This window comes from Gemmiger sp. (assembly GCF_057431175.1).
The window spans coordinates 49,136-69,950 of sequence record NZ_DBMDDV010000003.1; the positions used below are offsets into that span (position 1 = coordinate 49,136).

25 protein-coding genes and 1 other annotated feature are annotated in these 20,815 nt (G+C 59.3%); all 25 genes read right to left on the minus strand.

The genetic code is table 11. The features are described from left to right. Positions 1–30: 30 nt before the first annotated feature. Positions 31–561 (minus strand): hypothetical protein, encoded by a 531-nt coding sequence (locus ACZO0A_RS02205; protein ID WP_178845557.1) that lies wholly within the window; start codon positions 559–561, stop codon positions 31–33. A 136-nt stretch (positions 562–697) separates the two neighbouring features. Further along, complete coding sequence (tyrS, locus tag ACZO0A_RS02210) at positions 698–1,918, minus strand: tyrosine--tRNA ligase (RefSeq protein ID WP_302375591.1); 1,221 nt, start codon at positions 1,916–1,918, stop codon at positions 698–700. 63 nt (positions 1,919–1,981) lie between these two features. Then, positions 1,982–2,234 (minus strand) — a binding site (T-box leader). A gap of 106 nt (positions 2,235–2,340) precedes the next feature. Further along, positions 2,341–4,008 carry a DNA repair protein RecN gene (recN, locus tag ACZO0A_RS02215; protein ID WP_291230516.1) on the minus strand — a complete coding sequence of 556 codons (1,668 nt, stop codon included), beginning with the start codon at positions 4,006–4,008 and terminating at the stop codon, positions 2,341–2,343. 29 nt (positions 4,009–4,037) lie between these two features. Beyond that, positions 4,038–4,508 carry an arginine repressor gene (locus tag ACZO0A_RS02220; RefSeq protein ID WP_215691976.1) on the minus strand — a complete coding sequence of 157 codons (471 nt, stop codon included), beginning with the start codon at positions 4,506–4,508 and terminating at the stop codon, positions 4,038–4,040. Next, complete coding sequence (locus ACZO0A_RS02225) at positions 4,505–5,350, minus strand: NAD(+)/NADH kinase (protein ID WP_291230514.1); 846 nt, start codon at positions 5,348–5,350, stop codon at positions 4,505–4,507. The genes ACZO0A_RS02220 and ACZO0A_RS02225 overlap by 4 nt, the downstream gene beginning before the upstream one ends. An 18-nt stretch (positions 5,351–5,368) precedes the next feature. Beyond that, a complete protein-coding gene (locus ACZO0A_RS02230; RefSeq protein ID WP_215691978.1) occupies positions 5,369–6,190 on the minus strand; it encodes a TlyA family RNA methyltransferase in 822 nt (273 codons plus the stop codon). After that, positions 6,187–8,061 (minus strand): 1-deoxy-D-xylulose-5-phosphate synthase, encoded by a 1,875-nt coding sequence (gene dxs, locus ACZO0A_RS02235; RefSeq protein ID WP_302375593.1) that lies wholly within the window; start codon positions 8,059–8,061, stop codon positions 6,187–6,189. Before dxs ends, ACZO0A_RS02230 begins: the two co-directional genes overlap by 4 nt. Positions 8,062–8,077: 16 nt before the next feature. Further along, on the minus strand, positions 8,078–8,545 hold the full coding sequence (locus tag ACZO0A_RS02240; RefSeq protein WP_215691980.1) for a divergent PAP2 family protein: 468 nt from the start codon (positions 8,543–8,545) through the stop codon (positions 8,078–8,080). Positions 8,546–8,560: 15 nt separating this feature from the next. Continuing rightward, entirely contained in the window at positions 8,561–9,454 is an 894-nt protein-coding gene (locus tag ACZO0A_RS02245) for a polyprenyl synthetase family protein (RefSeq protein ID WP_302375595.1), read from the minus strand. Further along, positions 9,444–9,665: an exodeoxyribonuclease VII small subunit gene (gene xseB / locus ACZO0A_RS02250; RefSeq protein ID WP_291208859.1), complete on the minus strand. Its 222-nt coding sequence runs from the start codon at positions 9,663–9,665 to the stop codon at positions 9,444–9,446. Before xseB ends, ACZO0A_RS02245 begins: the two co-directional genes overlap by 11 nt. A 6-nt stretch (positions 9,666–9,671) precedes the next feature. After that, positions 9,672–10,886, minus strand: a complete 1,215-nt coding sequence (gene xseA, locus ACZO0A_RS02255; RefSeq protein ID WP_302375596.1) for an exodeoxyribonuclease VII large subunit — start codon at positions 10,884–10,886, stop codon at positions 9,672–9,674. Continuing rightward, positions 10,865–11,812: a tRNA (adenosine(37)-N6)-threonylcarbamoyltransferase complex transferase subunit TsaD gene (locus ACZO0A_RS02260; RefSeq protein WP_302375598.1), complete on the minus strand. Its 948-nt coding sequence runs from the start codon at positions 11,810–11,812 to the stop codon at positions 10,865–10,867. Before ACZO0A_RS02260 ends, xseA begins: the two co-directional genes overlap by 22 nt. Continuing rightward, a complete protein-coding gene (gene nusB / locus ACZO0A_RS02265) occupies positions 11,806–12,219 on the minus strand; it encodes a transcription antitermination factor NusB (RefSeq protein ID WP_486845991.1) in 414 nt (137 codons plus the stop codon). The genes ACZO0A_RS02260 and nusB overlap by 7 nt, the downstream gene beginning before the upstream one ends. A gap of 31 nt (positions 12,220–12,250) precedes the next feature. After that, positions 12,251–12,613: an Asp23/Gls24 family envelope stress response protein gene (locus ACZO0A_RS02270; RefSeq protein ID WP_302375601.1), complete on the minus strand. Its 363-nt coding sequence runs from the start codon at positions 12,611–12,613 to the stop codon at positions 12,251–12,253. A gap of 98 nt (positions 12,614–12,711) precedes the next feature. Next, positions 12,712–13,362: a SpoIIIAH-like family protein gene (locus ACZO0A_RS02275; RefSeq protein ID WP_215691986.1), complete on the minus strand. Its 651-nt coding sequence runs from the start codon at positions 13,360–13,362 to the stop codon at positions 12,712–12,714. 13 nt (positions 13,363–13,375) lie between these two features. Beyond that, positions 13,376–13,903 (minus strand): SpoIIIAG-related protein, encoded by a 528-nt coding sequence (locus ACZO0A_RS02280; protein WP_302375604.1) that lies wholly within the window; start codon positions 13,901–13,903, stop codon positions 13,376–13,378. Next, complete coding sequence (locus tag ACZO0A_RS02285; protein WP_302375605.1) at positions 13,900–14,331, minus strand: hypothetical protein; 432 nt, start codon at positions 14,329–14,331, stop codon at positions 13,900–13,902. The genes ACZO0A_RS02280 and ACZO0A_RS02285 overlap by 4 nt, the downstream gene beginning before the upstream one ends. After that, complete coding sequence (locus ACZO0A_RS02290) at positions 14,328–15,359, minus strand: stage III sporulation protein AE (protein WP_302375607.1); 1,032 nt, start codon at positions 15,357–15,359, stop codon at positions 14,328–14,330. The genes ACZO0A_RS02285 and ACZO0A_RS02290 overlap by 4 nt, the downstream gene beginning before the upstream one ends. Next, positions 15,356–15,739, minus strand: coding sequence for a stage III sporulation AC/AD family protein (locus tag ACZO0A_RS02295; protein ID WP_215691990.1), 384 nt, complete (start codon positions 15,737–15,739; stop codon positions 15,356–15,358). Before ACZO0A_RS02295 ends, ACZO0A_RS02290 begins: the two co-directional genes overlap by 4 nt. Before the next feature lie 3 nt (positions 15,740–15,742). Next, positions 15,743–15,937: a stage III sporulation protein AC gene (gene spoIIIAC / locus ACZO0A_RS02300; RefSeq protein WP_215691991.1), complete on the minus strand. Its 195-nt coding sequence runs from the start codon at positions 15,935–15,937 to the stop codon at positions 15,743–15,745. A gap of 13 nt (positions 15,938–15,950) precedes the next feature. Then, a complete protein-coding gene (locus ACZO0A_RS02305) occupies positions 15,951–16,424 on the minus strand; it encodes a hypothetical protein (protein ID WP_302375609.1) in 474 nt (157 codons plus the stop codon). Then, on the minus strand, positions 16,421–17,308 hold the full coding sequence (locus tag ACZO0A_RS02310) for an ATPase, T2SS/T4P/T4SS family (protein ID WP_302375611.1): 888 nt from the start codon (positions 17,306–17,308) through the stop codon (positions 16,421–16,423). Before ACZO0A_RS02310 ends, ACZO0A_RS02305 begins: the two co-directional genes overlap by 4 nt. Positions 17,309–17,480: 172 nt before the next feature. Continuing rightward, positions 17,481–19,472 (minus strand): NAD-dependent DNA ligase LigA, encoded by a 1,992-nt coding sequence (gene ligA / locus ACZO0A_RS02315; RefSeq protein WP_291230493.1) that lies wholly within the window; start codon positions 19,470–19,472, stop codon positions 17,481–17,483. A gap of 69 nt (positions 19,473–19,541) precedes the next feature. After that, the gene (locus ACZO0A_RS02320; RefSeq protein ID WP_291230491.1) at positions 19,542–20,171 is read right to left on the minus strand and encodes a sporulation protein YunB; all 630 of its coding nucleotides are present in this window, start codon (positions 20,169–20,171) and stop codon (positions 19,542–19,544) included. Positions 20,172–20,250: 79 nt separating this feature from the next. Then, the gene (locus ACZO0A_RS02325) at positions 20,251–20,787 is read right to left on the minus strand and encodes an NADH peroxidase (RefSeq protein WP_078783802.1); all 537 of its coding nucleotides are present in this window, start codon (positions 20,785–20,787) and stop codon (positions 20,251–20,253) included. Positions 20,788–20,815: the final 28 nt, after the last annotated feature.

A 20,815-nucleotide genomic window follows, 5' to 3' on the forward strand; every position in this document is an offset into this window, starting at 1 on the left:
CGATGCCCAATCATACAAACTGGAAGTTGGTTATTTTATTTTATTCTTTCTTTTTTGCCATCGTTCAAACTCATCTTCAGTCATAATATCAGAAAATGCCTCATATGAATTCAATACTCCGTTCTTTTTTTGTACGAAATAAGTGATTCCTATAGCGACACCAACGATAGCAAAGAGAACAGCAACAATTATCAGCATTGTAAAAAGTCCCTCAGCAACACCACTGACAATACTCTCTACAATACCTCTCGATAAACAAGTGAACAGTAGGTTGATTCCCAAGCAAATCAAAGCTGTTCTGTTTAACTTTTGCCCAGCTAAATCTGTTTGCCATAAAATAGAAAGCACCAGAAAAAAAGAGAGTATAATCCATATAAATATCACAAGCGACAAATTACGTACACCAACAGGAAAGCCGGAAGATCTGATCATGATGTCTAGAGCTGGATTATCTGAAATTTTCATTCCATAATTGATTCCACCAAATATACAAAAATATAAATAGCCAACTATATACAAAGTTGAAAATATTATCAATCGTTTCTTATTCTTTACTTTCAAATTTTATTCCTCCCAAAATTCCGATTTGTTCCATTATACTACACCAAAAGCCCCCTGTCCAACAACATTTGCCGTGCGGACAGGGGGCTTGTTTGCTTATAGTGTGTGATGAAATTGACTGTGAAGCAACTTTGCTTTACAGCGTGACCTTGTGGTAAACCTTCTTGCCTTTCTTGATGACAACGCCCTTATTCAGCGCGTCAACGGTCAGAACAGCCTTCGGGTCGGTGACTTTCTCGCCGTCGACGAGGACGCCGCCCTGCTGAACCAGCTGGCGGGCCTCGCGGTTGGAGCCGCACAGACCGGCAGCTACCATGGCAGCCAGCAGGCCGACAGCGCCGTCCTTGACAAGCGCTGCATCCAGCGCCGTGCTGGGCATATGCTCATGATCGGCGGCACCGCTGAAGAGGCCGCGGGCGGTGGCCTGGGCTTTCTCGGCCTCTTCCTCGCCGTGGACCATCTTCGTCAGCTCGTAGGCCAGAATCTCCTTGGCCTTGTTCAGCTGCTCGCCCTCCCAGTGGTCCATCTCGTCGATCTGCTCCAGCGGCAGGAAGGTCAGCATACGGATGCACTTGAGAACGTCCGCGTCGCCGACGTTGCGCCAGTACTGGTAGAACTCGAACGGGCTCGTCTTGTTGGGGTCAAGCCAGACGGCGTTGCCCGCAGTTTTGCCCATCTTCTTGCCCTGAGAGTCGGTCAGCAGCGTGATGGTCATGGCGTAGGCATCCTTGCCCAGCTTGCGGCGGATCAGCTCGGTGCCGCCCAGCATGTTGCTCCACTGGTCATCGCCGCCAAACTCCATGTTGCAGCCGTAATTCTGGAACAGATGGTAGAAGTCGTAGCTCTGCATGATCATGTAGTTGAACTCGAGGAAGGACAGACCCTTCTCCATGCGCTGCTTGTAGCACTCGGCGCGCAGCATGTTATTCACGCTGAAGCAGGGACCGACCTCGCGCAGCAGCTCGATGTAATTGAGGTTCAGTAGCCAGTCGGCGTTGTTCAGCATCATAGCCTTGCCGTCGCCGAACTCAATGAATTTTTCCATCTGACGCTTGAAGCACTCGGCGTTGTGGTCGATGTCCTCCTTGGTCAGCATCTTGCGCATGTCGGTGCGGCCGGAGGGATCGCCAATCATCGTTGTGCCGCCGCCGATCAGGGCAATCGGGCGGTTGCCGGCCTGCTGCAAGCGCTTCATAAGGGTCAGGGCCATAAAATGACCGGCGGTCAGGCTGTCGGCCGTGCAGTCAAAGCCGATGTAGAAGGTCGCCTTGCCGTTGTTGATCAGCTCCTTGATCTCATCCTCGTCCGTGACCTGTGCAATCAGGCCGCGGGCTTTCAGTTCGTCGTAAATCGTCATGGGTTTTACCTCCGTTTGTTGCGGCAAGGGCAAAAATAAAAGCCCCTGCCAAATGTGAATTTGGCAGAGGGCGAAATTTCGCGGTACCACCTCTGTTTGCCCACCCCTCACGGCGGCGGGCCTTCGCGGGTGCGGCAGACAAAGGACTGCGTACACCCAAACGCTGTAACGTGCGCACACGGCACAGCCTACTAGCCTAAGCGTTCAGCCTGCTGCTCCGGGCTGTATTCGCCATCTGCACCTGCTGACCCCTTGCACCGACCGGGGCTTCTCTGAAGCGTGGCAGATGGGTACTGGTTCCCATCACTGCATTTAACATGGTTTACTGTATCATATTCTAAATGGATTGTCAAGAGGCGGGCACATATGGAATGTGCCTCTACGCATTGTAGGGGCTGATGCCCACGTCAAGCCCGCCGCCGTCATTTCGACTTTTCGATAAGCTCCCGCGCACTGGCAAGGCTCAATTCGCTGACCTTGTCGCCGGAAATCATCCGCGCCAGCACTTCCACGCGACCATCCATATCGAGAGTATGAATTTCCGTAAACGTGCGGTCGTTGCGGACGTTTTTCTGGATGAGCAGCTGGTTGTCCGCAAACGCAGCCACCTGCGGCGTGTGGGTGATGCACAGCACCTGATGCCCTTTGGCTGTCTGGTGCAAAAGCTGCCCGATACGCCCCGCCGCCAGACCCGATACGCCTGTGTCGATCTCATCGTAAATAACGGTAGGCAGGGCATCACGGTCGGCCAAAGCGCTCTTGAAGGCCAGCATAATGCGGGAAAGCTCGCCGCCGGAGGCAATTTTCGCCAACGGCTTGGGTTCCTCGCCGGGGTTGGTGGAAATCAAAAATTCCACCGTGTCCTGCCCATGGGAGGACAGCGGCCCCCGCGCGTGCTTGAGGGCAAAACGGATGCCCGGCATATTCAGAAATTCCAGCGCCGCTTTCATTTCCTTGTTCATGGCGGCAAAGCCCTTTAGGCGGCTCTGGGTCAGTTTTTCGGCGGCCTCCTTCGCAGCGGCGTACAGCGTCTGCATCTGGGCTTTCAGTTCGGCAATTTTCTGGCCTGAGGACTGGAAGGTCTCCAACTCTGCGGCGGCGGCTTCGCGCCGGGCCAGCAGTTCGTCGACCTCCATGCCGAACTTCTGCTTGATACGGTAAATTGTATCCAACCGCGATTCGATTTGATCCAACTCCCCGGTGTCAAAACCGTAGGCATCCAGCCGGTCGGCCAGATCGGTCGCTAGTTCGCGGGCGCTGTAATACAAATCGTTCAGCCGCTCACTCATCGGGGCCAGCGTCTCATCCAGCCGGGCGCTGTTCTGTAAGCCGTCCACCGCGCCGCCCAACAGGTCCGCCGCGCCGGATTGCTCGCCGTCCTCGTCGCCCGCCAGCGCCAGATGTGCGGCGGTGATGCCTTCCAAAATGCTCTGGGCGTGGGTGATGACATTCTTGCGCTCCTGCAAGGTCTTTTCCTCGCCGGGCTGCAAAGCGGCAGCGTCAATGGTGTCAATTTCCGCAGTCAGCGCCTCGATGCGGCGCTGTTTGTCGGACTCACTGGCGTTCAGCGCGTCCAGCTGACGCTTGACCGTGACCAGTTCGCGGTAGCGGCGGTAATACTCGGCAAACAGCGCACGGTTCTGGGCGTACTGATCCAGCAGCCCCAAATGCAGCGCCGGGTTCGTCAAACTCTGGCTGTCATGCTGGCCGTGGATGGAGAGCAGCCCCGCCGAGATATCCCGCACGACGGCGGCGGTGGCGGGCATACCGTTCACGCGGCAGCTGCCCTTGCCCTCGGCGTTGATTTCGCGGTACAAAAGCAGGTCGTCGTTGGCTTCATAGCCGCACTTTTCCAGTTGCTTCTTGACCGAATCAGGGATACGCTCAAAGGTCGCCCAGATGCAGGCCTTCTGCGCGCCGCTGCGCACCAGCTCACGCGATGTACGGTTGCCCAGAATGGCATTGATGGAATCGATCAGGATGGACTTGCCGGCGCCGGTCTCACCTGTCAGCACGTTAAAGCCGGGGGTGAAGTTCACCTCGGCTTTTTCGATAACGGCAACATTTTCGATTTTCAGGTTTGCCAGCATGGGATAGATCCTCCCTGTCGTTTTGTTGATTACCCGCGGCGGGTGTACTGCTGCAGCTGCTTACAGATCTCAGCGGCGGCCTCAGGGGTGCGCATCAAAATAAAAAATGTGTCATCGCCAGAAAGCGTACCAACGACATTGTCCCACTGCTTGGCGTCAAACACCTCGCACGCGGCGTTGGCCATACCGGAAAAGCACTTGACCAGCACGGTGTTCCCGGCGTAATCGACTTTGAGCACTGACTCACGGAACAGCATCTCAAACCGGCTGGGCGAATGCGTCACCTTGCCGGAGGCCGACGCCGGAACATAACGGTAGCGGCCGTCAGCAGTGGCCGTCTTGACCAGCTGCAGCTCGCGGATATCGCGGGACACGGTGGCCTGGGTCACGTCGAAGCCCTCCTCCCGCAGATGGGCCAGCAGATCCTCCTGCCGGTCAATGGGGTGCTGCTCGATCAAATCCAAAATCGCCTGGTGGCGTGCACTTTTCACAGGGATCATCTCCTCATCAATTTGTTCTCTATGGCGTGGAACTGCTCCGCGTCGTCAAAGGCAATCAGCTGTAAGCCCTGCCCGCCGCCCGTTATGCACAGGCGCTCACCGGGGAGCAGGTCACATTGGTCGCTGCTGTCCGCGCAGGCAAAGCTGCCGTCGCGGTTCTCGGCGTCGGCAATGATTTCAAGCCGACGGCTGGCGGCAAAAACAAGCGGTGCCACGTAAACATTGTGGGCGCAGACCGGTGTTAAGACCATCACATCTGCGGAAACATCCAAGATCGGCCCGCCTGCGGAAAACGAATACGCGGTGGAGCCGGTTGGCGTTGCCAGTATCATGCCGTCGCTGCGGTAGCTGCCCACAAACGCGCCGTCGCAGTACACTTTATAATCCATCGGGTGCAGCCGCGTCTGGCCGAACAGAACGATATCATTGATGGCATCGGCCCGCCAGCCGTGGGCGGGGACCTCGGCGTGGAGCAGCCCGCGATTCACGAGGGTGAACTCCTCCGCTGCCAAGCGCTGCAATTTTGTGGGCAGTTCGGCGACCTCGCAGGTGGCCAGAAAGCCCATGCGGCCCAGGTTCACACCCAGAACCGGCTTGCCGTGCCGCATACAGGAGAGTCCGGCCCGCAGCAACGTTCCGTCGCCGCCGATGGTCACGACCTGGTCCGCCGCGCGATAGGCGTCAGCCTCCGGCAAAAACTGTACCCCGGCAAGCCTGCCCTCACCCGCGAAGGTCTGCGGCATCAACACCTGTACGCCCAACCCGGCCAGCACAGCAGCAGCCTGCCGCGTAACGGCAAGCCCTGCGTCCTTGGTGGGGTTCGGAATCAGCAAAACTGACATAGGCGTCAGATTCCTTTCTCAGTGCAGATTGGGGGCCTTGTCCAGCGTCTCATGGGAGGCTGCCACGACCTTTTCAATCAGGCCCTCCGGCAGCGGCAACGGCGTGTCGCAGTGCTGGACGTACATCAAATATTCAATGTTGCCCTCGGGCCCCTTGATGGGCGAAAAATCCAGGCCCGCAGGGGTGAAATGGTTTGCCATGGCGTAGCCCTCGGCCATCTGCAAGACCTCGCGATGGGTGGCGGGGTCACGCACGACACCCTTTTTGCCGACCTTCTCGCGGCCTGCCTCAAACTGCGGCTTGACAAGGCATACGCCAACAGCATCCGGCGTGCAGATTGCATCCGCAACCGGGAAAATATGCTTGAGGGAGATAAACGAAACATCGACGCTGAAAAACGCTACCGGCTCGGATAAATCCTCCGGCTTCACGCTGCGGATGTTCGTTCTCTCCATATTGATAACGCGCTCGTCTGTGCGTAGGCTCCACGCCAGCTGGCCGTAGCCAACGTCCACGGCATAGACCTTGACCGCGCCGTTTTGCAGCATGCAGTCGGTAAAACCGCCGGTAGAGGCACCGATATCCATGCAGACTTTGCCGTCCGGGCGCATCGGAAAGACCTGCATAGCCTTTTCCAGCTTAAGGCCTCCGCGGCTGACATAGCCGATGTCGTGTCCGCGCACTTCGACTTTGGCGTCGGGCGCAATCATTTCCCCGGCTTTGTCGACTTTCTGCTCGTTGACAAAGACAATGCCGGACATGATGAGCGCCTTGGCGCGCTCCCGGCTCTGCACCAGACCATTCTGGCACAGGTATTGATCCAGGCGAATTTTGCTCATGCCTGTTTCTCCTTTAAATAGTCCAAAATATCCTTGCACAGGGCCGCCGCGTCCAGCTGCTGATCCTTGCGCAGTTCGGGCACGTTGGCGTGCAGCAGGTGGGTATTGTCTACGGCGTGCAGCAGGTATTTCCCTTGCCAGCCGCATTGCTGCATGGCAAAGCCCAGCTGTTCGCCGATGCTGCCGGTGCGGACGGAATCCTCGGCAAACAAAATCGTATCATAGCTGCGCAGCGTGTCGCACAGGCCGTCAGGCAGCGGGAAAATCTGCGTCAGCTTGACGCAGTCGGTCTGCACGCCGTTCTGGGCAAGCAGATCCTTGGCCGCAATAATTTCCTCGGTTTCGGCACCGTAGCTGACCAGGGCGACTTTGGCACCCTCCACAGGTTCCAGCACATCGTACCGCGCCCCTGTGCAGGGCAACGCCGCAAGGGCGGGCTTTTCCTCCCCGCGGGCATAGCGGATGGCACGCGGGCCGCGGGCCTCACGCACCAGATAGGTCAGCCAATAGCGAAGCTCCGCATAGTTGGACGGCGCAAAGACCGGGATATTTACATTCGAGAAAAATGCCACATCGTAGATGCCCTGATGGGTCGCACCGTCGCCGGGCACAAGACCCGCGCGGTCTACGGCGAAAAGTACATCCAGCTGCATCAGGCTGACATCATGGATGATTTGGTCGTAGGCACGCTGGAAAAACGTAGAGTAAATCGCAACCACGGGCAAAAGCCCCTGGCTGGCAAGGCCCGCCGCAAAGCTGACGGCGTGTTCTTCCGCCATGCCGACGTCAAAGAAGCGGCCAGGATGGCGGTGCTTGAAGAAGTTGAGGCCTGTGCCGTACTTCATGGCAGCGGTGATGCCACAGACGCGCGGCTCGTCATCGCCCAAATCCGCTAACGCACAGCCGAACGTTGACGAGAAGGAATCCTTCGGCGAAAGCTCGGGGTCAGTCAAATGGCTCAAATCGATGGACGATACCGCGTGGAACTCGCCGGGGTTTTCCTCGGCGGGTTTCAGGCCTTTGCCCTTCTGGGTGACAATGTGCAGGAACACCGGGGCATACTGCTCCCGCAGGTTCGTCAGCGTGTGGGTCAGCATATCCACATCATGGCCGTCGATGGGCCCGATGTACTGGAAGCCCATCTCCTCAAACATCGTGGATTTGTAAATGCCGCGGCGAATCAGCTGCTTGCCACTCTGCAACACCTTGACCATGGCGTTACCGGCCACCGGGATGCGCTCCAGCGTTGTTTCCATATGGGCCTTGACGTGGGAGTATTTTGGGTCGGTGCGCAGCTTGGTCAGATAATTTGCCATCTGGCCGACATTTTTGGAAATCGACATCTTATTGTCATTCAGAATGACAATAAGATTGTTCAGCTTGCTGACATTGTTCATGCCCTCGTAGACCATGCCGCCGGTGAAAGCGCCATCGCCCACGATGACCACGACTTTGCCAGGCTCATTCTTGAGCTTTTTCGCCCGGGCAATGCCGATGGCAGTGGATAACGCCGCACTGCCATGCCCGGCAATGAACGCGTCACAGTCGCTCTCCTTCGGGCTGGGAAAGCCCGAAATGCCGTCTTTACGGCGCAGCTGGGCAAAGCCCGCGCGGCGGCCGGTCAGCAGTTTGTGGGTGTAGCACTGGTGGCCGACGTCAAACAGAAGCTTGTCCTGCGGGAAATCCAGCACGCGATGCAGGGCAACCGTCAGTTCGACCACGCCGAGGTTCGACGATAGATGGCCGCCGGTCTCGGAAACACTTTTAATCAAAAACTGCCGGATTTCCTCACACAGAGCGGGCATATCAGTCATCGGCAGGTTTTTTATCTCCCCGGGCGCATTGATGCGCTCCAACAAAGGATAGCTCATAGATGCACCTCGTTTTTTACACCATCGGCATGGCAAAGCCCAGCACAATGCCAAGCGCCGCGCCTGTCAAAACTTCGATCGGCGTATGGCCGACCATTTCCTTCAACTTTTTGCCGTGAGGCAGTTGGAACTGCTCAAAACCCTGATCCATCCATTCGGTGAACATACGATTCAGAACTTTCGCCTGCTCACCGGTCTCATAGCGCACGCCCATGGCGTCATACATGACGATAATGGACAGCACGGCCGCAATGGCAAAAATCGGTGAGCTGACGCCGCAGTAGCGCCCTGTGGCAACGACCATGGCGCAGACCGTGGCCGAGTGAGAGCTGGGCATACCGCCGGCCCCCCACATACGCTCGGCAATAAAGCGGTGGAAGATAAACAGGTTGAGCAGCACCTTAATAAGCTGTGCCAATAGCGATGCGCAGACCGCTGTGACCAGCACAAAATTCCAACTCAGCGCAGCGCGCAGCAGTGGCATAGGAAAATCACATCCTTATTTCTTACGTTCCAGCAGTTCCGCCGCCATCAGCCGCAGAAAATCTGCCTTTGGCCCAAGCGCATCCAGCGCGGCCAGAGCTGCGGCGTTGTGATGCGCTGCTTTCTCATGGGCACCCTGCAAGCCGTACAGCGTGATAAAGGTGGTTTTGTCATTGTTCGCGTCGCTGCCGACCGGCTTGCCGAGTTCTTCTGTCGTAGAGGTGACGTCAAGAATGTCGTCAACAATCTGAAATACAAGGCCGACTTCGGCCGCATAGCGAACAAGGGATTTGCGAATAGCAGTATCCGCATTAACGCCTGCCGCCGCGCAGCCCAGTTCCACAGCGGCAATGATGAGCGCACCGGTCTTGTGGGCGTGCAGTTCTAAAAGTTCGCTCTCACTGGCACGCATCGTTTCGAAACGCTTGTCCAGCTCCTGACCGTAGAGCATCCCGCGGTCGCCGCCGCCCTTGGAGAGCAGCTGCACGGCCTCAATGCGGCTCTCGGCAGAGAGCTTCGCGTTGGCAATGACTTCAAACGCAGCTGTGACGAGTGCGTCGGCGGCCAGAAGAGCCGTGGCCTCGCCAAACTGCTTGTGGCAGCTGGGGCGGCCCCGGCGGAAATCATCATTGTCCATGCAAGGCATATCGTCGTGGATGAGCGAATAGCAGTGCAGCATTTCCAGCGCACAGGCATAGTCCAGTGCGTCGGCGGCATCGGCCCCGCACAGCTGGCAGGCGGCCAGTGTCAGTACGGCGCGTACCCGCTTGCCGCCGCCCAAAAGGCTGTACCGGGCGGCCTGGCCCAGTGCGGATTGCTGCGGCAGATAGGTGTCGCACAGTTCGGCCAGGCGGGCTTCCGTCAGCTGCGCCCAGGCGGTGAACTGCTGCTTATAATCCTCATGCTTCATGGGATACCTCCCCGCCCGGGGCGAGGCTGGCGTCGATCTCCTCGACCTGCAGCTTGGCTTTGTCCAGCGCTGTATTGCAATAGTGGATCAGACCGGCAGCCTCCGCATACAGCTTGACGGAATCTGCCAGCGGCGTGGACTCATCCTGCAATTGACCCAGCAGGCCCTGCAGGCGATCCATACCCTCCTCAAAGGATTTGGGCTGTTTCATCGGGTATCACTCCCCTGTTGTTTCTAAATCATGCACCGCTTCCACGCGGCATTCGGCGGCGGCCTTTGCACCGCGCACCGTGATCGTCTCGCCGGGGCGCAGTGCCTTCACCGCGCAGGGCACACCCTGCCGCTCGGTCAGCGTATAGCCGCGTGCGAGAACGGCGTAGGGGCTCAGGGATTCCGCCACAGCGGCGGCGTTTTGCAGCTGCCGTTCAGCACTCTGCACGCGTCGCTGTGCGGCGCTTTGCACAGACGCCTGCAGCGCGGCCAACTCCCGCTCCCGGTGGGTAAGCTGGCTGTGTCGGCGCTGTAAAATCTGGGCAGCGGCCAGCTGATTAAACCTATTATAGCATAGATTGCAACGATTCTGTATATTTTTTTGAATATTTTGCTGTAAAATGAATATTTTCTGCCGCACATCCGCCTGGTCGGGCACGCACATCTCCGCTGCAGCAGAGGGCGTGGGCGCACGCAGGTCAGCCACATAGTCCAAAATCGAGGTGTCAATCTCATGCCCGACGGCAGAAACCACCGGTTTGCGGCAGGCTGCGGCGGCACGGGCGATACGCTCTGAGTTGAAGACCCACAGATCCTCTTTGCTGCCGCCGCCGCGTGTGACCAAAATCAGATCAGGGCGCGGGTCACGGTCCAGCCTGCGGATGCCCTCGGTGATGCTCTTTTCAGCCTCAATGCCCTGCACATTGACCGGGGCCAGCAGCAGTTTGACCATCGGCCAGCGGCGGCCGATGACGTTCTGCACGTCCTGCCACGCCGCGCCGGTCTTGCTGGTCACAACGCCGATGCACCTGGGCACGGCGGGCAGCGGGCGTTTGCGTTCAGGTGCAAACAGGCCCTCGCTGTCCAGCTTTTTGTACAGCGCGTCAAAGGCCATCTGGGCAGCCCCCGCGCCGAAGGGCTTCATATAATCGGCATATAATTGAAACGCGCCGTCTCGTTCGTAAATCGTGGCGCGGCCATAGACCAGCACCAGCATACCGTTCTGCGGCGTGAAATTCAAAAGCTGTGCCTGGGAGCGGAACATCACGGTCTTGATGGCCGCGTTCTCGTCTTTCAGCGTAAAATACAGGTGGCCGCTTTTGTAGTGGCGGGTAAAGCCGGAAATCTCGCCGCAGACGATCAGATCGTTCAGCGGGTCGCACTGGGCCAATACCTGCTTGGCCAGCCGGTTCAGGCTGGTTACATTGATGTAGTCGGCCATGCGCCACACTCCCTTGCCGCTAAAATCGAGATGCCGATGGCGTTGTCACTGGCAAATTTGCCCGGCACAAAATGCGCGTTCGGCACGCGGTTCGTCACATAGGTGCGTATTAAATCACTGCTCATCACGCCGCCCGCAAACACGACCGGCAGGCCCGGGCACTCTGCTAAAGCGTTGTTCGCCATCCGCACCAGTGTCTCACCCACGCAGAGTAGGCAGTATTTGCAGACGTAGGGTGCGTCGTGCCCTTCCGCCAGCAGCTTGGCGCACTGGTTTTCAAGACCTGATAAACTGCACGTCAGCCCTTTTACGCTGACCTTGGGGCGCACTTTCTCGGTGCATAAAGCGGCCTGCTCGCTGACATAGACGCCCGCCGGGAACGGAAAGCCAAGTTTGACGCCCAGCCGGTCCACGGCCTGCCCGGCATATAAATCGCTGCTGGTGCCCAGCGGCGTGATGCTCTCGGCCTCATGGCACAAAAGCAGGTCAGTCGTGCCGCCGGATACGTGAAACACCAGCGCCTCCCGCTCAAACAGCGTAAGATCGCCGGTGGCGTACAGTGCGGCGGCAATATGCCCCTGCTGGTGGGTCAGCTTGACCATCGGCAGCCCTTTGGCCAGTGCAAACGCCGTGGCGGCGCTGACACCAGCCAGAAAGCACGGCATATACGACCCTTCCACCGGGCGTGGCTTGGCTGAAACGCCGACGGCGGCAACCTTGGTCAGGTCGGCCTTGCCGGAAAGCTCAGCCAGCATCTCCGGCAGGGCTGCCGTGTGGTGGAACAGCGCGTCACTCTGGCGCAGGCCCAGTTGACCTTCTTTGACAGGCAAAAACTTTTTGCAATCGCAAACAACCTCTCCGGCGTCTGTGTCAAACACTGCCAGAGAGGTTGCGTAATTGCTGGTGTCGATGCCCAGCGTCAGCATTGGGATTCCGGGGCCTCTCCGCGCTCCCGCGCGACGGAACCCAGCAGGCCGTTGACAAACTGATAATCGTCGTCAGCACCGTATTTTTTGACCAGCTCCACAGCCTCATTGATGGCGACGCCGGGCTTCTGCTCCTCACCGTACAGCATTTCTGCCAGGGCAAGGCGCAGGGCAACCAGGCTCACGCGGGGCACGCGGCGCAGCGTCCAGCCCTTCAGGTGGGCGGTGATGATCTCATCCAACTCGGCGGCGTGGTCGTTCATGGCGGCCAGCAGCTGGTTGGCAAAGGCGTCGGGGGCGGCGTGGTCCTCAGCGGGCACGGTGGGCTCTTCGGGTTCAAACGTGGCGGCAAATGCCGTCAGAAAGGTCATCTCGCGGGACTCGCGGCGGGTCAGCTTTTTCTCCATACTCAAAATTCCTGTCTTTCCTGATTCTCTCTTATTTCTCAGTCTTGTCGACGTCGGTCAGGCCAACGACCAGCACATCGACGCGGGCGACGGTGATGCCGGTCATGTTCTGGATGGCCTGCTTGACGTTCTCCTGCACTTTCTCGCACAGAGGCATGACCTTACTGCCGTACACAACGGTGATGTGTACCGTGACGGTGGCAATGCCATCCTCCATAACGACGGTGACGGGCTTCTGCAGGCCGGTACGGCCCAGTAGCGAACGGACGTTCTGGCTGGTGCCGGTGGCTACATCAGAAACACCGTCAACCTCCAGCGCGGCCAGACGCGCGATTTTTGCGATAACTTCGGTCGAGATCTGTAAGCTGCCGCCGATGGTATTGTGTACATCCATAATGTGTACCCTCCCGTTGCAAACGGCCTTTTGGCCATAGTTCTACTAATATGATTCAGTGTACCACAAAACGGCGGCGTTTGCAACAGAATGTTCAGTTATTTTACTTCCACGATGGTGATATCCTGCGCGGTCAGCCCCTTGCACTGGTTCAGCAGCGCGTCGCGAATGCGGGTGACCTCCTCCGCCGTCAGGGCATCGTTCTCGGTCATGACGGTGACGTTGGCCTTGCTGCCCTCCAGGTTGACAACACAGTCGGCGAAGCCCTTGGACTTGATGAGCGTTTCAAGCTTGGTTTCCAGCGTAATATTGCTGATGCGGGCGCTGAGCTCAGTGGTCAGCTGGTCTTTTTCGGCGTCGCTGAGTTTGGCGTCCTTCAGGGACTTTTTCAAGGTGTCCAGCGCTTCGTCCCGGGCCTTGCTGCGCGTTAAGCGGGCGGACTCAAAAAACTCTGTGCCGGAATCCTGGTTCACACTGACCAGCTGGGCTTCGCCATAGTTTTTATCGCCCAGTTCCTCTGCGGCGGGTTCGGCATCTGCTGCAGTCTCTACGGCCAGCGGGTCGGTCAGGATTTCGGATACAGCGGCGGATGTCTCCACGGCATCGGCGGCAATATCCTCCGAGACGACCAGGCTCGACGGGGCCTCGCGGGAGAAGGACCAGTTCAGATACACGGCGGCTCCCAGCGCCAGCATCAGGACGGCGGCGGTCGCACCGCGGTTTTTTAGTTTGGCAGAAACTTGTTTCATAACGGCTCCTCCTCTATCTGGTCGATGCCATTTTTGCAACGGTGATGTGGTTCGCGCCGACGCCGGTCAATGTCTCCACCAGCGCGGTCACGCGGTTCTGTACGGCTGCGTTGCCGCCGCCCTCGCACACAACAGCCACGCCCAAAACCTGCGGCGTCTGCACGGTCTCGACAAGGCCGTCTGCCCTGCCGCTGCCCAGCAGCACATGGGTCGATGCACCGTCAGCGTCGGTGTCGGTGGCGTAGATGCTCTCACTGCCGGATTCCAGCGTGACCATGACAGCGGTCTTTCCAGCCCCTTCTACGCGGAAAATCAGCGCGGTCAGACGGCTTTCCAGCTGGGTGGCGTAGTCAGCGGCTGTGTCGGTCTGCACTGTTTGCGGGGACTGTGTGCTGTTCCCGGCAGGCAGCCAGGCCGTGACACCCAGCAGCACCAGCCCAGCCAGCCCGGTGCAGACCAGCAGGTTCACCCGCTGCTTTTCGTCAGCCAGGGCTGCGTGCAGCTTGGCGGCCAGCGGGGCCAGCTTCTCCTGGGCGGTCATGGGGTATCCCCCGCAAACTGCCAAGGCAGCGTGCCCGCGTTGACGGCCAAAAGAGACTCGATGGCCGCTTTGTCGCGGATATCCACCGGCGTGATGACGCAGACGCCATCCTGCAAACTGACCGCCGCATCAATACCCGCGCCGCGCAGCACTTCCCGCACGGCGTCCACCGAGGCCGTCAGCGCCAATTCCCGGCGGTAGGCTTCATAGCCGACGGTACTGCCCCCTGCGGGCAGGTTGCGCAGCTCGTCGGCCAGGCCGTGCCAATCAATGCCGCGCACCATCTGCACGCCCGCTGTTAAAATATACAGCACCAGCACGGCGTTTATGACGGTTTTAAAGCCGTTTTCCGGCCAGAAGAGCCGCAGCATCCCCGCCAATGCTGAGATCACACAGCACCCCAGCGCTAAATGACGCAGCGAAGTCATCCAAAACCTCCATTCCCTGCCAGCAGCAAAAGCGCGGTGGACAGAAACACCATAAAAAAGTAGAGCACCAGCACCGACCCGCAGAGCCGCGCCCCCTCAAAGTAGAGATGGCACAGCCGGGCGCACTGTTTTTGCCCGGTAGTCCCAGCCACGATGCCTGCCGCCGCAAAGGTGACGGTGTAGGCAAGGCTTTTCAGAAACAATGGGGCAAACAGCGCGGCCAGCGCCAGCAGTGCCGCTAACGCCAGCGAGCCTTTGAGCAGCTGTAAGGCAGCGGCGGCCCCAGTCAGCGCGGCGGCAGCGGCGTCCCCCACCACCGGGATGGCTCCCTGCAAAAGCCCTTTACCGGTCTTTAGCGCGGCGTTGTCCACTGTGGCGGCTAATGTGCTTTGCAGCCCCAGCACCAGGCTGAACAGCGCCCCGCAGACCTTTAATAGCCAGCTGATACAGCGGGCAAACAGCGCAGCGGCATCCTCAATGCCGTGGTTGCCCCACAGGCAGGCGCAGACGGCGAAGCAGAAGTATATCTGCATGATGGGCAACAGCAATTTTTGGATGAGTGACGCGAGAAAACCCGACATAGCCAAAAACATGCCGCTGTACACCAGCGCCCCGGAAACCTGCCCGCCCGCCGCCGCAAGGCCGCTGAACACCGGCACAAAGGTGGTTAAGTAGGTGCGGCAGTCCTGCGCTGTGGCGGCGACGAGTTCTGTCAGCTGCATGACGGTGGAAAGGCTCAACGAACCGAACCCCAGCACGGCAAGAATTTCCACATAGCCGCTGTATGGGCTGCCCGCTAAAAGCCCCAGCAGTCCCGCCAGCAACAGGTATCCGGCGGCCTGGGCTGCAAAGTGCAGTGCAGGCTGGAAGCCCTCGGCCAGCCAGCTGCCTAACGTATCGCACAGGTCAGAAAGGCTCCACCCGGCAGCGTCGGTGATATCGACGCCGCTTTCATCCAGAATAGCCTGAGCGTCTGCGGGCAGCTCGTCCGCAAATGCGGCGGGCGGCGCGGCGAAAAGAAGGATCACTGCAAATAGTCCGCAAAGGAGCCGAGCAGCGATTGCAGCAGCGGCAGCGCCTGCAAAAGGGCCAGCACGCGGCCGCACAGCTCGACGGCGGTCGCGGCGGCAGAAAGCCCGGCCTCCTTGCAGGTGTCGGCGGCAAACTGGGCCACCAACGCAATGCCCAGCACCCGCAGCAGTACCGCCGGGCTCTGCCCTTGAAAATAGACGTCCAGCGTGCGCAGCCAGTCCAGCCATGGGTCTACCTGTTGTACCACCACCGCCAGCAGCCCGGCGGCAGTGCAGGCCGAGACAAGGAACGCGAAGGCTGGCTGGTCCTTTTTCAGCAGCAGGGTCAACACGGCCGCCACAAACACAGCGGCGGCCAGCTTGCAAAGCAGTATCATAGCTCATAATTCAAACAGCGCTTTGATGAGGACGAACAGGTCGCTGATCTGCCGCACCAGCATTGTCAGCACGACGATCAGCCCGGCGAGCGTCGTCATCATGGCCTGATCCTCCCGCCCGGAACGGATGAGCAGCTGGTTCAAAACGGCAACGATGATGCCGGTAGCGGCGATCTTGAAAACAAGGTCAATGTCCATTTCGGGCCACTCCTTACCACAGCAAAATGGCGGCCAATACGCCCAGACAGCCGCCCAGGCGGGGCCACAGCCGGCGGGCATCGTGGGCGCGGGCGGCAAGCTCGTCGGCCTCGGCCTCACACAGCGCCGCCAACCGGCGCAGCGCGGCACAGGCGGTCAGGCGCGGGGATTCTTCGGCAACGGCCAGTGTCTCGGCAATCTCTCGGCAAAGGGCATCCGGCAGGCAGTCTGGCGGGCGTAGGGCTGACAGCTCCGCTGTACCCGCAGGGCAGCAGGCGGAAAATGCCGGGCAGCGGGCCGCGCGGGCCAGCAGCTCCGGCCCGGCCAGGGCTTGCGCTTCCAGCAGTTCCGCCAGGTAGGCCAGCAGCCGGGCAAAGGTATGGCACTGCCGCTGCTGCGTGCCGATGCGGGCGGCTGCGGCAAACCCACCGCCAGCCCCGGCTAAAATCAATAGCAGCGCCCCGGCAGTGCGCAGAAAAACCGTCACAGCGCCACCAACCGAACCACGGTGCCGGGCTTCGCACGGCCCGACAAAAAAGCTGCTTTTTCAAATGCGCCTGTGGCGAGCAGCTGTGCCAGCTGGGGCTTTTTGCGCAGACCCTCGGGGCTGTCGCAATGCACGGCGGCGAGAAAGATGACCCCCGAGGCCACACCCTGCGCTATGGCCTCTGCGTCCCCCGGTGTGCCCAGCTCGTCACAGACGATGATGCGCGGGTTCATGCAGCGCAGCGCCATGGCAATGCCCTCGGCCTTGGTGCAGCGGGCGTAGACGTCGCAGCGTATCCGCGCGGCGCGTGGCAGGCTGCCGCTCTCGCAGGCCATCAGTTCCCCGCGCTCGTCAATGACGCTGACGATGGTCTCCCCTTCGCAGAACTTTTGCACAAGAGATCGCAACAGTGTGGTTTTGCCGCTGCCCGGCGGGCCGGCCAGCAGCAGACCGCCGGCGGGCGTGGCTATGTAGGCTTCCAACTCCGATGGCAGCGGGCAGGTCAGCCAGCGGGCAATGCGCAGGTTGAGCGACGTCACCGCCGAGAAACCGCCCGGCCCGCGGCACCCAGCCACGCCGATGCGGCAGCCGCCCTGCACAGTGAAATACCCTCGTTTCAACTCGTCCTCATAGGCGTAGACCGAGCGGCGGCAGAGCTGCAAAAAGCAGTCACGCAGAGCCTCGGCATCCAATACGGTGGGCAGCCTGGCACCCGGCAGAAACTTCGCCGCCGGACATAGGCGGCCCTGCATCGTGAACAGCACGGGCTGCCCCAGCCGCAGGCGTATTTCCTGGACATACGGCGCGTAGTGGATATCCAGTTTTTCCAACGGTGCGCGCAGTGCGGGTGGTAGGCTTTGCAGCAGGCGGTAATACTCGTCCATCGTTTCTTCACCTCACACTGCCACTGTATGATGCCGCGCGGGCGGATAGAACAAAAAAGAGGACATCCCCGAATGGAAATGTCCAGTAGAAAAGTGTGATGTTTTGTGGGTCATCGAGGATGCCGACACTTACGGTTGTAGGGGCGCATTCTATATGCGATGCGTCCGCGCGTTATTGGTCGTTTTCCTCAATCAGCCTATACAGCCCGGCCTCGTCCAATACCGGAATGCCCAGTGTCTGGGCTTTGGTTAATTTGGAACCGGCGGCCTCACCGGCCACAACGTAGCTCGTCTTTTTGCTGACAGACCCTGCCGCCTTGCCGCCGTTCTGGGTGATGAGGGCTTCGGCTTCCTGACGGGAGAGCGTCGGCAACGTGCCGGTCACGACCAGCGTCATACCGGCCAGCGCTGTGCCCTTCTTTTCGCCGGTCCACTGCATATTCACGCCGTCGTCGGCCAGGCGGCGCAGCAGGTCGGTCGTTCCGTCCTTTGCAAAAAATTCCAGCACGCTCTGGGCCATGACCTCGCCAAAGCCGTCAATCTCGCACATCTGTTCGGCCGTGGCCTGGCGAAGTGCGTCCATGCTGCCGAAATGCTCGCCCAGCAGTGCGGCGGCCTTGTCGCCGATATTGCGGATGCCCAGGCCGAAAATCAACTTGTCGAGGTTGTTGCGCTTGGAACCCTCAATGGCATTCAGCAAATTCTGCACGCTCTTTTTCTTGAACTTATCTAAGGTAAGCAGCTGTTCCTCAGTTAAGGTGTACAGATCGGCCACGGTGCTGACCAGCCCTTTGTCGATGAGCTGCACGGCCACAGCCTCGCCCAGGCCGTCAATGGCCATGGCGTTGCGGGACGCAAAGTGGATGAGGTTGCGCAGGCTTTGGGCCGGGCACTCGGGGTTGACGCAGCGCAGGGCCGTTTCGTCCTGCAAATGCACGACCGGTGCGCCACAGCTGGGGCAGACCGTGGGCATCGTAAAAGTCTTGCTGCCCGGCAGCCGGGCCGAAACGCCAATGACCTCGGGGATGATGTCCCCCGCTTTGCGCACCTTGATGGTATCGCCAATGCCAACGCCGAGGTTTGCAATGATATCGCCGTTGTGCAGACTGGCGCGGGAAACGCTGGTGCCCGCCAAGAAAATCGGGTCAAACACCGCCGTCGGCGTCAGTACGCCGGTGCGGCCGACGGTAACTTCAATATCACGGACGACGCTCTCTTTAACCTCAGGCGGATACTTGAATGCAATCGCCCAGCGCGGGAACTTGTTCGTGCTGCCCAGCGTGCGGCGGGCGGCCAGGTCGTTGACCTTGATGACTGCGCCGTCAATGTCAAATTCCAGCGTGCCGCGGGCTTCGCCGATGGATTCAATTTCTTTGATGGCGTCCTCGATATTCTCAAATACGCTGTACCGCGGTGATACCGGGAACCCCAGCGTTTTGATGTAGTCAAGCGTTTCATGGTGAGTCTTGAAGGTTCGACCCTCGCACTGCTGCAAGTTGAACACAAAGATGGACAATCCGCGTTCTGCCGTGATTTTGGAATCCTTCTGCCGCAGAGAACCGGCCGCCGCATTGCGGGGATTTTTGAAGGGCATTTTGTCCTCAAGCTCCTGCTGTTCTTTCAGTTTAAAGAATGCCGAGTGCGGCATATAGACTTCGCCGCGCACCTCCAAAAAGTCCGGCGCGTCGGGCAGTTCGTGCGGGATGTCTTTGATGGTCATGATGTTCTCGGTCACATCCTCGCCCACAACGCCGTCGCCGCGGGTCGAGCCGCGCACGAGCTGGCCCATGCGGTATTCAAGGCTGACCGAAAGGCCATCGATTTTCGCCTCGACGACATACTCCGGCTCGATGCCAGCCTCGCGCACGCGGGTGTCAAACTCCCGCAGCTCGTCAAACGAGAATGCGTCCTGCAAACTCTCCATCTTGACGGCGTGCGTTACCTTGCTGAATTTGCTGCTGGCCGTGCCGCCGACATGCTGTGTGGGCGAGGACGCTGTGACCAGCTCAGGGTATTCAGCCTCGATTTGCTTTAACTCCCGGTTCAGGGCGTCGTACTCGAAATCTTCCAGCTCGGGGGCGTCCTGGTCGTAATAAAGGCGGTTGTTTTTTTCTATGATGACGCGCAGTTCTTCGGCGCGTTTGCGGGCTTGCTCAAGTTCCATACTGTTCCACTCCGTTTGTTGGTATCACTTTAGTATACCACACTGCACAGAGAAACTTCAACAATCAAATCAAATCCCGGCGTAGGCGCTCGGGGTATCGCCGCCGATCAGCACACTTGCCAATGGGTAGTCGGCGTATACGGTCAGCGTGGCGGTGCTGCCGTCCAGAATCATATTGACGGTGACGGATAGCTGCAAAACTGCGCTGTATCGTGTGGTATTGATGGATAAAGACTCCGTCGCCTCCCGGATATGCCCCTCAGCGTAGCCCTTGGGCTGTACCTGCATCCGCCAGCCCGGGCCAAGGCCGCTGAGCAGTGAGTTGTTCGTCAGGCTGCCGAAAGGAATCGTGAAATCTTCCTCCGGCAAAACGTTCATTTCCTCCTGCACGGCGCTGACAAGGCGCAGCTGCGCGGCCCCGGCGGCTGCTGCGTCCAGACTGACGATGCCGCCGCTCTGCACAAACAGCGCATCGGTAAGGGACGCATCCGCTGCGAGCGCCGCTGCCACGGCTCGGTTGACGGCCTGCACGGTGGCTGCGCGGGCTTCGTATTCGGCCAGCTCGTGCAGAGTGGGTTTGATGACTGTGTTGACATAGCGGTCCAGCCACAGCCCTCCCGCCAGCAGAGACGCCGCCAGCAGCCACAAAACCCCGCGCAGCTGCGCCCGCCGCATGGCTTTTACACTGCACCGCCGCATGGCACCACCCCCCGGCGTATCCTATGCAAAAACGCCCCGGAGCGTTCAAACTCCGGGGCGCAGTGTGCTTTAGGTATGATTATTTGAAGTAGCGGTCCAGCAGGCCCTGCATACCGCGGCCATGACGGGCCTCGTCCTTTGCCATCTCGTGGACGGTGTCATGGATGGCATCGAGGTTCAGCTCCTTGGCCTTCTTGGCAAGGTCCATCTTGCCGGCGCAGGCGCCACACTCGGCGTCAACACGCATCTGCAGGTTCTTCTTGGTGCTGTCGGTCAGGACCTCACCCAGCAGCTCAGCAAACTTGGAAGCGTGCTCGGCCTCCTCGAAAGCGTAGCGCTTCCAAGCCTCGGCAATCTCGGGGTAGCCCTCGCGGTCAGCGACGCGGCTCATAGCCAGGTACATACCGACCTCGCTGCATTCGCCGTTGAAGTTCTCGCGCAGACCCTGCTTGATTTCCTCGGGAACATCCTTGGCGATGCCGACGACATGCTCGGTCACGTAGGTGTTGTCCTTCTTCTCAATAAATTTGGATGCCGGGGCCTTGCAGACCGGGCAGAACTCGGGAATAGAACCCTCAGCGATATAACCACAAACGGTGCAAACGTACTTCGTCATAAGAATTGCCTCCTGTTATTTTGTAATA